Here is a 12,518-nt window from a genome sequence, read left to right on the forward strand (position 1 = left end):
TTAAATACAAACCGGCGATGGCAATATCGAGATTGAAGATGCTGTAACCCACGGTGGCCTGTAGTGCCGCTTTCCATGAGAAATCGAGGATCCCTTTGATTTTGGATGTAAGTTTGCCGGGCCGTACCCATTTACCGGCACGGATGAGATAACCGGTTTGCCGCACCGTTTCCATCGCCAGAACACCAAACACGATTGACCAGTAACCCAGCCCGTACCATGCCATAAATACAGTGGAAAGCGCGCCGACAGACTCTGACGCTGCATCGACCATCGACAACTTCTTGAAGCGCATCTCCTTGTTGAGCATGGTGCCCGACATGAAACCTATCAGGGAAATCAGGAAAGTGAGGGATGACACGCGGATGACATCTTCCAGCCTGGGATCGTCGTACACACCGGCAAGAACCGGCGCCAGTAGCTGAAGTAACAGAAACAGTGAGGTGTGGGCGATAATGGTCAGTGTATAAAACTGTCCGAGAATGTCATCATCGACGTCTTTTTCCCGGATAAGCGCAGCAGCAATACCGTTTTTACTGAACGCCCACAGCAGTGATGTAAAGAACGACGATAAAGCGATAACAGCGTAATCTTCCGGAAACAGGAAACGCAGGGTGAAGATGGTGGTAAGCCAGCGCACACTCTGTCCGAGGATTTTACCGATAGCCACCCACTTCAGTGAATGCAGAACAATGTTTTTCATTATTTAGACGCTTTCCCTTCACCGGCGGATTGAAGAAAAACGCGGTAATATTGTTCAGCTGTCTCTTTCCAACTGAAAGAGCCGGCATGTTTGACAGCAGCTTCAATCGCCTGCTCTGAAACAGGATTCAGCATCAGTGATTCCATCGCTGACGACAGAGCAGAAACAGATGCCGGATCGACCAGCGTTGCGTAACTGGCGGCAACCTCTTCACAGGCGGTACCTGATGAAGTGATCACCGGGCAGCGCATGGCCATCGCTTCAATAATCGGGATCCCGAAGCCTTCGTAAACAGACGGGAAGACAAATGCGCCGGCACCGGCATACAGCGCAACCAGCTCTTCTGCCGACAAGCGCTTATTGATAATTTTAACCCCGGGTACATCGCAGGTACGGTCACCGGCCAGCTTTAAAATTAGCGGCCACTTGTTGTCTGCTTTGATTTTTTCGTACGCTTTAATAATACGGTCAACGTTCTTGCGGGACTCGTCGTTGGACACATGCAGAAAGTAAGGCGCAGTATTTTCAGCGGGGTTCTCAGGCGGCGTAAATACCGATAAATCCACGCCGTTGAGAATAACGTCGATTTTATCTGACGGAATATTCAGGGTGTCTTTTATTACCTTTTTAGAAAATTCTGACACGGTAACAATGCGGCTGTAGCGACCGGACGCCGCTTTCCACGCTTTTTTCTTACGACGGTTACTTTTATAGATTTCAAAGCGGTGACGCAAACCTTCACTGTAATGTTCCGGAAATACCAGCGGGCCCACACCGTGCAGAGTAATGATTAGCGGCTTTTCCAGCAGCGTCAGCCATTTCGGCGGTGCATGACCACCTCCTGCGCGGGGATCCCAGATAACATCAGCAGCGGATAACTGCGCAGGATCACCGGAACAAAAGTAAGACGCACCGAGCTCCGGCAAATACTGCACGATGTTGTCGATACAGACATTAAAGCTTTCCGGCAGCGTCTGCGGCCGGTACACGCCCACTGTGAACATTTACTACTTTACCTTTTAAAATCTTACTTTTTGCTTTTAACGAACTGTTCCAGCTTTTTAAGCGGCCAGCTGACTTTCCACCACAGTGATTCGTAGGCTTCAAGAAAATGACGGCGGAAGTACACTTCTTCTTTCTTCAGCGATAACAAATGTTCCACCAGCACGGGGGACAAATTGTCCAGATACGCCTGATACCGCGCACTGAGTGCGACCAGTTTATCATGATCTGTTTCCGGTGCAGTAAGTGCGTTATACACCTGCGAAGCAATATCAGACAGTTCACCTTCAGGTACGTTAACGCTTTTCTGATTACGCATTTTCTTGTCAACAAAACCCAGTTTCAGCGCATCCACATCGATGTTGAGTCCGGCAGCATCAGATACGGCCTTTGCCATCTCCTCAGGGCGCTCCAGTAACGTGTGATAGCTTAAGATATAGCGAGGCTTTCCCTGGCTGCAGAAGTAGCCGGTGAGAGTATAGTTTAGCCATAACATTAATGATTTATCGGCAGAGAAGCCGTCACGCTTTTTCAGCGAGCCGTATACTTCAAAGGGAGAGCGCACCATCAGCAGATAAAACGGTGACAACGCCATTTTATCGAACACCTGTTGCCAGAAAGGCAGCAGTAACGTGGTACGGGGATCTTTCATTCCCCAGCATGATTGTTTGCCGTAATCGCTTTCAAGCACCTTTACCGCTTCATCAAGCAAATGACTACCGTTTTCCGGTGGCGCGGTGTACATGTTCTGTGCAAGAGGATCGTCCCATGACCATAAGGCCTCATCAAGAAGCTTTTCGTTCATGTTGACCAGATACGAGTTCTCGTAAAACCCTTTCTCGTTTACCCCTTTTTGTGGCGCAAACAAAGCACTGCCCATGAAAACACCGAGTTCGGCAAGCATACCGGAGACAGCGGAAGTACCGCTGCGGTGCATTCCGATCACAATAACGGCTTTCTGTTCCATTTATACAACTCTCTTACGGAATGATTTCAGGGTGCGCAGCAAAGGCGGCGGCGTAACAGATAACAACAGCCCGGAAATGAGGTATTTCACCTGCCCGGGTTTTACTTTCCAGGCATTCAGATAACAGTGACCGGCATCCTGCGGGTGATTCTGATATAACAAATTATTGGCATAGTGCAGATAAATGCCGTACTCGGCTTGTTTACACAGTGCTTTTTCCTGCGCACTAACACCGTCCATAGCTGCAATTTTACGCACACAAACCAGATCAGCGATCAGCATTTTCTTTTCATTCAGAGAATAATTTTCTCCGTGAATGAAATAAATAGCGAGAGGACGCTTTATTACGGCAAGATTAGAAACACGTGCCATACGCAGCCACACGTGGCGGTCATCCACACCATGCAATTCGCGGCTTTCATCGAAGCCACCAATTTCAAGAAACAGTGATTTACGGGCCATGGCGGTACAGCAGGAAATGAAATTCCGTTTCAGTAACGCTTCAAAACACTGTCCTTCGAATTCCGGCTTACTGACCGACACTTCGCCGTGTTTTCTCACTTCTACCCAGCTGTAAACCAGACCTGTTTCCGGATTATCAAAGGCCGGCAGTTGGTACTCCAGCTTTTCAGGTTTCCATTGGTCATCCTGGTCGCAAAAACCAATCACATCCCCTTCGGCCACGCTGATACCGTAATTACGTGCAGAGGCAACACCACCGTTCTGTTTAGCGTGATATTTCACCCGCGGATCGTGCAGATAGGTTTCGATCAGTGCTTTTGAGCCGTCGGTAGAGCCGTCATCAATAAGCAGTATTTCCAGGTTGGGATACGTTTGTGCCAGCAGGCTGTCTATGGTTAAGCCCAACGTTTTCTCACCGTTGTATACGGCAACAATGACACTGGCTTTCAAAGTACTCAATTTACCTCTCCCTGAATGCTTTAGTAGAAGTACGACAGCAAGCTTTTCAGCAGCAGGTACAACAGAATCAAACTGACAACACTGTATCCGATACCCCGCGCAATATCTTTACCCTGTAACGCCAGCGGCAACTTCGGATATTTATTACGCAAGCGGTAGAAAGACGCCGACACGATTGCCGCAAAAATGTAGAAGAACATGGCATAGCTGCGGCTGATGAAGAATGCCGTTACAGCAAAGCCGATAATTGACACCGCCATGTACAGGCTCAGCGTTTTCTCCTGGCGCAGGCTGTCTCCGGCTTCACCCGGAATATCCGGCATTCTGCGGATACGGAACAGCATGTAAAAGATGAAGATGAAAAACGCCATCCACAGCGTATACCCGATGATGCCAAGCTCGGACATGATGGTTACAAATGAGTTATGAGCAACCTTGGGGTGATACTCCAGAAAGCGGTTTTTACCAAACCCAAACAGAGGCCGGTATTTAACCATCTGGATCCCTTCGTACCAGGCAGTCAGACGGTCCATGGCACTGGCGTCTTTATCGTCAATTGACCGGAAAGACATCAAAGCAATAAATCCGGCAGGCACGCCCATTGCGGCCACCAGCATAGCTTTTACCTTGCCGAAGCGGATATAGAAGAAAGCAAAGAAAACAGCAAACGCGCCAATCATGGAGCCGCGGCTTCCGGTCCAGTAAACCCCGAGCAGTAACAGCGCAAACACACTTAAGGATGCCAGCTTGGCCAGTTTGCCTTTAGCCGTCACCAGAAAGTAAGCAGCAAAAGGAATGTTCATGACCAGGAACATCCCCATGTCGTTGGGATCGTTAAAGATACCGATATAACGAACCTGCTGAATTTCGTTAGCACTGTCGTACCGGTAAATGGCGCTTTCCGCCCAGCCCTGTCCCAGAGGATCTGCAAGCTGGCTCCATGCCTGATGAACCATCACAAGACACGCCACAAGCGATATCAGCATGATAATGCGTTGCCGCTTCAATGACACCAGAAAGCCAAGATACAGAATGAATGGAATAACGTTGGAGTTTACCCAGTCAATTACCGGCGTGAGATCACTTAAGAACCGCCCGGCGCGGAATTCAGACAACACCATGGAAAACAGCAGCAACACCAGCAAAGTACACTGGATATCCCATATTTTCGGTCTCAGGAAAAGCAGATAAGCAACGAATGTGGAGATCAGAATGGTACGCAGGATCGGGAATTCAACTTCCCAGAACGGCCATTCGTGAGGACGAATAAAAACCAGCGCCGTGTATAAACACAACAAAAAGAAACCAAACGGCGAGGTTGCCGCATCGTTAAGCGGCTTTAATTTATGCGCGGAGGGCGCTTTGGGTATGGCCTGCTGTTCGTTCATCGGTTCACACCTTGTGACGAACATCTGCCCCGTAAAGTGTGCCCACTTTCAGCATCCGTGCCATTCATCCAATAATTCATAACTTCCGTACCGGGTTATACAACATTTCGCGCTTAAAACACGCAGAATAAACAGTATTCAAGCGGTATTCAACTAACTCGGCGGTAACGCATTCGCACCACCGTATGCATTACGATATCTTCGCTTAAAGGATCGGAATTATTTCATCCGGACACGCACGACGTACTCAAAACCCTAAAGCTTCGGCTAACGTCTTCATGAATCTGGCGTTTTCATGACCGAAATCAGGTTAAAGAATATTTCACCCACTTTTTCCAGGTATTTGTGACCAAAATGTTGTCGGGGACTTTTTAACCGCTATAATCAGGCAATTACTGCTAATAAGACCGTTGCCGGAGACAGATGTGAAAGTAAAAGCATTGATAGCGATGACTGTTGCTTTGGGGCTCACCACCGCCCATGCACAGGAAATGACAGACGAAGCAATAAAAGAAAGAACAAAGCCTTACGGTGAACTGAACATCGCAGGTGCAGCGGCTGCAGGCGCCGGCGCATCTGCCGCCCGTTCCGGTGAGGATGTATACAATGGCGCGTGTGTAGCCTGCCATGGTTCAGGTGTTTTAGGCGCGCCGCGTTTGCACAATGCTGCAGACTGGCAACCCCGCCTGGATGAGCGTGGGCTGGACGGCGTATGGCAAAATGCTTTGAATGGCATTAACGCTATGCCACCCAAAGGTACCTGTGCCAATTGTAGTGATGACGAGATTAAAGCAGCCATCGAGTTCATGATCGAAGGCATTTAATTAACAAATACTTTACCCTGCACTCATAATAAGCTTTTTGGCTGCAGGGTATTAATCTTCATACACTTCCCCGCCAGTTCCTGACAAATTCCCTCAGATTAACGTCAATAAGTAGCATTTTTCATACAAATCGGTTAATTTATTAGCGGGCACTAAACAGAATAATAACCGGCTTATCAGGATGTCTTCAGAGTCAACGCAGTACGAGTTGTCAGAGGAAGAGCTTCGCGAACTCATACCGCAGCTGCAACAACTTACGGACAAGTACAAACGGTCTGAGCGAGTACAGAAAGCGCTTTTCGATATTGCCGAACTGGCAAGTTCCGTCAGCAATCTAAACCGCCTCTATCCGGCTATCCATGAAATCATTGGTGACTTCATGAATGCGGATAATTTCTTCGTTGCCTTCTACGAAAAAGACGCCAACCTCGTTAACTTCGTTTATTTTGTCGATGAATTCGACGAGCAGACTATCAGACAAATCCCGGCAGAATCGTTGATGGACGGGATCACCGGCCACATTCTGCGTACCGGCCGTCATGTATTCCTTGAAAAAGATAATCAGGAAGCCTTCACCCGTGAAACCGGAGTGAGCATTGTCGGTGCTGTTCCTCACCAGTTTCTCGGTGTACCACTCAAGCGTGGCTCTCAGGTTATTGGCGCAATGGTGGTGCAAACTTACGACGACACAATGTTCTATACAGATGAAGATCTGGAAGTGTTGTTGTTTGTCTCCCAGCACATTGTGAATGCGGTAGACCGGGTAAAAAGCCGCGAGCTCACTGAGCGCACAATCCGGGACAGAACGCGGCAACTTCGTAAAATCAATGATGAGTTACAGGAAGAAATTCTTGAGCGCCAGAAAATAGAGACCCTGCAACAGGCGTTGTATGAAATTTCAGAGTTGTCGGCGAACCTGGAAGGCGACATGGATGCCTTCTACGCCAGCATACACAAAATACTGGCCCGCCTGATCACTGCTCCTAACTGTTACATTGCCACGCTGGATGAAACCGGAGAATACCTCGACTTCCCCTACTTCAGCGATACCACCGAAGATACTATTGAACGCCGGCCGCTGGGACTGGGCTTATCGGAATTCGTTTTACGTACAGGCCAGACGGAGCTTATCAACCCGCCACGGGTCCTGGAACTGACTCAGGCAGGCGAACTGGATGTGGCAGCTGCCCAGCGAATGCTGAAAAGTGCGAACTCCTGGCTTGGTTCCCCGTTAGTGGTAGACGGAAAGATTTCCGGCGTTATAGGCATTCAGACCTACGGTAAGCTGGCTAAATACACGGCTAAAGATCTCGAACTGCTGCGCTTTGTCTCCCACCACATAGCAGCAGCAATAGGCAGAAAGCGGAATACCGACGCGATTCAGCAATACAATGCACTGCTTGAGGAAAAGGTCAGAGAACGTACCCGGGAACTTGATAAGATCAACTCCTTCCTGAAACAGCAGATTGAAGAACGAAAAGAAATAGAACTTAAACTGATCCATGACGCGCATCATGACAGTCTCACCGATTTACCTAACCGCACGATGTTCACCAGCCGGCTTGAGCTGGCTGTTGCCAACAAGCAGCGCTACCCGGAAAACCTGTTTGCAGTACTGTTTATCGACTTAGATCGCTTCAAAACCATTAATGATACCCTCGGGCATCATGCCGGCGATGAGTTCCTTATCGAAGTCAGCCGCCGTATTGCTTTGTGTATCCGCGGACACGATCTGCTTGCCCGCCTTGGCGGTGATGAATTTGTGGTATTGCTGGATAACTTTGAAGATGCTGCCGCTGCTGAAGACGTCGCAACCCGTATCATTGATGCGATTTCTAAACCTTTCCTTCTTGATGGCAAGGAGATGTATTCCGGCGCAAGCGTGGGAATAGCTCATCTTGAGTCATACTACCGCGCCGCTGATGAAGTGCTGCGGGATGCAGATGCAGCTATGTACCAGGCCAAAACGCTGGGACGCGGCCGTTTTGTGATGTTCGATAAATCCATGCGCGACCGCCTGATTGAGGAACTTGAGCTGGAAAACGAGTTCCGTCTTGCTCTGCGTCAGGAGGAGTTCGACTGTTATCTGCAACCGGTGATGGATTTGCGGAACGACAGCGCGTTTTATCATGAACTTTACGTGCGTTGGGAACATTCAAGACACGGTAAAGTTAACCGTAAGCATTTCCGGGAAGTGGCAGAGCAAAGCGGCCTGACACTCGACCTTGATTTATTCCAGCTCCGTAAAGCCTGTGAATTGCTAAACAATGAAACGGAAGCACCTGCCGGCATCGAAAAGATTGCAGTGAATGTATCGATTAATCATCTGCTTCAGGCATCACTGGTCACAAAAATTCTGCAGTTAGTAGAAGAATACAAGGTATCCCCTGAACGGCTGGTGTTTGAGTTTGATGAAAACGATTTAAACCGGCGTTCCCAGTTTATCCTGCCTGCGATTAAGAAACTGAAACGGGCCGGCATCACCCTGGTGCTGGATAACTTTGGTAGTGGTCTGGCATCATTGAGCTACCTGTTTGCCTACCCTTTCGACTACATCAAAATTGACCACAGATTCGTGAAATCACTTCCCCGCTCACAACGGAACCTGAAGCTGATCCAGTCGGTTATGCTGATTTCAGAACATCTGAAATTCGACGTTATCGCTGAAGGCGTCGACGCCAGAGCCCAGCTTAAAGCCTTAAATGAAATTGATTGTCACTATGCCCAGGGCAAAATACTTTCAACTCCGGAACCGGTGGCAAGACAGAAACGCGCGTAACAACGCGCTTTAATTCTTCCCTAACATGGCTTTTAAGCTGGCGAGTCCGGCTTCGTTGGTCTTTTTGCGCTGCTCTGCTGAGGGTTTCACTTTCTTTTCTTCCCACACAACATCATCTACAGGCAGTTCGTAGAGGAAGCGGCTGGGTTCAGGGTTGATAACTTCACCGAACTGTCTGCGCTCTTTCGCCAGACTGAAGATAAGTTCACGCTGGGCACGGGTGATCCCTACATAAGCCAGACGCCGTTCTTCTTCCACGTTATCTTCATCAATACTGCTCTGGTGAGGCAGTAAGCCTTCTTCCATTCCCACCAGAAACACAACCGGAAACTCCAGACCTTTTGAGGCGTGCAATGTCATCAGCTGCACCTGGTCGGCTTCGCCGTCTTCCTCGCCCCGCTCCATCATGTCGCGCAAAATAAGGCGGTTCACCACTTCCTGCATGGTCATCGGTGTATCTAAATCAGACCCTTCCAGCATATCAGTCACCCAGCCAAACAGGGTACTGACGTTCGCCATGGCCATTTCAGCCGCTTTGGGACTGGGGCTGTGCTCATACAGAAACTCTTCGTACTGCATGGAGCGGATCATATCCCTTAATACCGCTTTGCTGTCGCCGCGCACAACGTTGTCTGAGGTTTCCACCACCCACCGTCCAAACCCGGCAACACGCTGATAAGCCGATTCACCTAATACGCCGGAAAGGCCTGAGTGTGTGGTAGCAGCAAATAGCGAAATACCGACCTGATTAGCGAAATTTCCCAGCTTCTCAAGAGTTGCACGGCCAATTCCCCGGTTCGGTGTGTTAACAACACGCAGGAAGGCGTTATCGTCATCCTGATTTACCAGCAAACGCAGATAGGCCATGATGTCTTTTACTTCAGTTCTGCCGAAGAACGACATGCCACCGTTGATACGGTACGGAATACGGTTGCTCATCAGCAGCTTTTCGAACAGACGGCTCTGGTGATTACCACGGTACAAAATCGCGTAGTCCTTGTACTGGGTGCGGTTCATAAACTTATGCGCAATCAGTTCGGCGACGACTCTTTCCGCTTCGTGTTCTTCGTTCTTGGCCGAAAGAACACGCAAGGGTTCACCGTAGCCCATCTCAGAGAAAAGGGTTTTATCAAACAGGTGCGGATTGTTCTGAATAAGAATGTTGGCGCAGTGCAGGATCCGGCCTGAAGACCGGTAATTTTGTTGCAGCTTTATCACATTCAGTTTCGGGAAATCCTCTTGCAGCAAATGCAGGTTCTGCGGGCGCGCACCACGCCAGGAATATATCGACTGGTCGTCGTCACCTACCACAGTAAACCTTGCCCGCTCTCCCACCAGCAGTTTAACCAGTTCATACTGACTGGTGTTGGTATCCTGATATTCGTCCACCAGCAAATAGCGGATTTTACTTTGCCACTTCAACCTGACCTGCTCATTGGTTTTAAGCAGTAAGGTAGGCAGCAGGATAAGATCATCAAAATCCAGCGCGTTATAAGCCCGCAGGTGATTCTGATAATGGCGGTAAGCTTCTGCAAATTCCCGTTCACCGGCACTGGTGGCTTTTTTCGCCAGCGCATCGGGTAATAACAGGTCATTCTTCCAGTTTGAAATACAGCTTTGCAGCAACTGAAGTTGATCTTTGTCGCCGTCGATAGTGTCTTCGGTCAGGTCATTCAGTAGCGCTGTGGAATCTTTATCGTCAAATAATGAAAAGCCGGGTTTTAGCCCAAGCTCTTTGACATGAGCCTTGATGATGGTCAGGCCCAGGGTGTGGAACGTACACACTTTCAGGCCTCTGGCCTCCTGCTTGCCAAGAGTCTGCCCTACCCGCTCTTTCATTTCCCGCGCAGCCTTATTGGTAAAGGTCACAGCGGCAATTTGCCGCGCCGGCAAATCACATTCCCTCACCAGGTGAGCTATTTTATTGGTGATTACGCGCGTCTTTCCGCTTCCGGCACCAGCCAGTACCAGACAAGGTCCGGAGACGTACGTCACAGCAGATTGTTGTGCATCATTTAACTTCATAATGAAAAGGAGCGAGCTAACGGTTTGAGAGAATGACGGTTTTTTAATTGCATGTGCGCGGCATCTAATTAGAATACGAAACACATAGTCGCGATGACGCGCATTATAAAGGAAATAGTATGCTTGATCCGAAAAAACTCGAAGAAATCGCCAAACAAATTTCAGACGCGGTACCACCCGGGGTACGCAATATGGCCGAAGGAGCCGAGGCACGGGTGAAGCAGGTATTGCAGGCCCAGTTAAGCAAACTGGACCTTGTTACGCGGGAAGAATTTGATATTCAAAGCCAGGTACTGATCCGTACCCGTGAAAAACTGGAAGCCCTGGAAGCCCGTCTGGCTAAGCTTGAAGAAGACAACACGCCGGACGCTTAAGTGCTCCGGCGTTGCAACACGTGCCTTAACGCTACAATGCGTTAAGGCCTATTCTGTCGACCATTAACCCCACAGCAAACACTAAACCGACATAGTGATTGTCCAGAAACGCTTTAAAGCAGGCCATCCGCCCGCGATCCCGTGTTTCGTAAGACTGAATAGCAAATAAAACGGCACAGGCCACCAGCGCCACGTACACTGGCCAGCCGTAATTCAGTGAAACCGCAATACTTCCCAGAACACCCAACGTGAACAGTTGCAGTAAGCCAATGATCAGGCGGTCGTTTTTACCAAATAAAATAGCAGACGATTTAATGCCTACAATCAAATCATCATCGCGGTCGACCATGGCATAGTAAGTATCGTAAGCGATGGTCCATGCCAGATTAGCAATAAACAGCAGCCAGCCTTCAACGGGCACATACCCCAGTGTGGCCGCAAAGACCATGGGGATCCCCCATCCGAATGCCGCACCCAGCACAGCTTGCGGCATATGGGTGTAGCGCTTCATAAACGGATAACTGGCAGCAAGTAACAGGGCAACGACTGACAGTGCAATGGTTTGCCAGTTAAGCAGCAAAACCAGTAAAAACGAGATCCCGACCAGCAAAGCAAACAGCTGCAAGGCTTCTTTTTCAGTTACTGTGCCCGCCACCAGCGGACGCTGATTGGTGCGCTTTACACTGCCATCTACTTTTCTGTCTGCGTAGTCGTTGATGATACAGCCGGCAGAACGCATCAATATCACGCCGGCGATGAATATAAGCGAGAGCCCCAAATCCGGCAGGCCACCGGCTGCGATAACCAGCGCCCAGATAGTGGGCCACAGCAGTAAATAAATACCGATGGGTTTGTCCATACGGGTCAGTTGCATGTACGCCCGCCAGTTACTAAAAGACAATTCAAGTGACATGTTTAACGTTCCGTTTGATAAACAGGTGATGCAGGTAAGAACAATTCAGCGACCAGCAGGGCGTGCTGCCGGTAATGAAAGCAGGAGCGCCGGCCAAGAAGCGTGACACCGGTATCGCCGGCGAAAGATGAATTATTCACTTTACATAACTCAAAGGCGCCGCGTTCGAAGCGGTCATCATTAAATAAACGCTTACCCAGAGGCTGACTGCCAAGCTGATTAAATTCAGTTTCCATCAGCGCCAGCGGAATTACCGAGCGGGCGAATACCCAGGGCGTGCCGCCATTCTGCAGCAGGACTTCACGAACAATGTATTTACCGTCGCCATCTGGTGGCGCCACAGCACTGAGACAAGATAATTCAGCATCATGGAGCGGCGCATTGCCTTCCCCCACCAGTGCCAGAGAAAATTTGTCTGTAAGGGATTCTATCCGGTCGGTCAGTGAACCGGTGTCCAGCAACCAGGAACGGGCACGGACCGGCAAAGCCTGAGCAGCACTGGCAGCTTCCCAGGCAACATCAAGACCGGCGGGAAAGGTTAAATCTAATTCCAAAGACTAATACACCATTGAAGATAACGGTCCTATCTTAGCATTGGTATAGCACTGAGCCCAAAGTCCTG

Annotated in this window: 11 protein-coding genes; 3 read left to right on the forward strand and 8 right to left on the reverse strand. The window is 49.3% G+C overall.

All coding sequences use genetic code 11. The annotated features are described in order from the left end of the window. The 5 genes from AC4PME_RS16045 to AC4PME_RS16065 form a co-directional block, all read right to left on the reverse strand. The coding region (locus AC4PME_RS16045; protein WP_491529654.1) for an oligosaccharide flippase family protein at positions 1–703 on the reverse strand (703 nt) is incomplete at its 3' end. Then, positions 703–1,707 (reverse strand): glycosyltransferase family 4 protein, encoded by a 1,005-nt coding sequence (locus AC4PME_RS16050; RefSeq protein ID WP_491046622.1) that lies wholly within the window; start codon positions 1,705–1,707, stop codon positions 703–705. The genes AC4PME_RS16045 and AC4PME_RS16050, both read right to left, overlap by 1 nt. Before the next feature lie 23 nt (positions 1,708–1,730). Further along, entirely contained in the window at positions 1,731–2,672 is a 942-nt protein-coding gene (locus AC4PME_RS16055; RefSeq protein WP_491046623.1) for a sulfotransferase family protein, read from the reverse strand. Then, positions 2,673–3,593: a glycosyltransferase family 2 protein gene (locus tag AC4PME_RS16060; protein WP_161599056.1), complete on the reverse strand. Its 921-nt coding sequence runs from the start codon at positions 3,591–3,593 to the stop codon at positions 2,673–2,675. Between the two features lie 20 nt (positions 3,594–3,613). Further along, complete coding sequence (locus AC4PME_RS16065) at positions 3,614–4,981, reverse strand: O-antigen ligase family protein (protein ID WP_119499480.1); 1,368 nt, start codon at positions 4,979–4,981, stop codon at positions 3,614–3,616. Positions 4,982–5,406: 425 nt separating this feature from the next. On the opposite strand from AC4PME_RS16065, the gene AC4PME_RS16070 reads away from it, so the two are divergent. Both AC4PME_RS16070 and AC4PME_RS16075 read left to right on the forward strand, forming a co-directional pair. Then, positions 5,407–5,805: a c-type cytochrome gene (locus AC4PME_RS16070; RefSeq protein WP_474844119.1), complete on the forward strand. Its 399-nt coding sequence runs from the start codon at positions 5,407–5,409 to the stop codon at positions 5,803–5,805. 181 nt (positions 5,806–5,986) lie between these two features. Beyond that, positions 5,987–8,584 (forward strand): sensor domain-containing phosphodiesterase, encoded by a 2,598-nt coding sequence (locus tag AC4PME_RS16075; RefSeq protein ID WP_491046624.1) that lies wholly within the window; start codon positions 5,987–5,989, stop codon positions 8,582–8,584. A 9-nt stretch (positions 8,585–8,593) separates the two neighbouring features. Here the strand turns inward: AC4PME_RS16075 and rep are convergent, their stop codons facing one another. After that, positions 8,594–10,609 carry a DNA helicase Rep gene (gene rep, locus AC4PME_RS16080; protein ID WP_303573167.1) on the reverse strand — a complete coding sequence of 672 codons (2,016 nt, stop codon included), beginning with the start codon at positions 10,607–10,609 and terminating at the stop codon, positions 8,594–8,596. 119 nt (positions 10,610–10,728) lie between these two features. On the opposite strand from rep, the gene ubiK reads away from it, so the two are divergent. Then, positions 10,729–10,983, forward strand: coding sequence for a ubiquinone biosynthesis accessory factor UbiK (gene ubiK / locus AC4PME_RS16085; protein WP_119499477.1), 255 nt, complete (start codon positions 10,729–10,731; stop codon positions 10,981–10,983). Between the two features lie 31 nt (positions 10,984–11,014). On the opposite strand, the gene ubiA is transcribed toward ubiK, so the two are convergent. Together ubiA and AC4PME_RS16095 are read right to left on the reverse strand one after the other, a co-directional pair. After that, complete coding sequence (gene ubiA, locus AC4PME_RS16090) at positions 11,015–11,896, reverse strand: 4-hydroxybenzoate octaprenyltransferase (protein ID WP_491046625.1); 882 nt, start codon at positions 11,894–11,896, stop codon at positions 11,015–11,017. Between the two features lie 2 nt (positions 11,897–11,898). Continuing rightward, positions 11,899–12,450, reverse strand: coding sequence for a chorismate--pyruvate lyase family protein (locus AC4PME_RS16095; RefSeq protein ID WP_491046626.1), 552 nt, complete (start codon positions 12,448–12,450; stop codon positions 11,899–11,901). Between the last annotated feature and the right edge of the window lie 68 nt (positions 12,451–12,518).

It is taken from the genome of Alteromonas sp. (genome assembly GCF_984505615.1).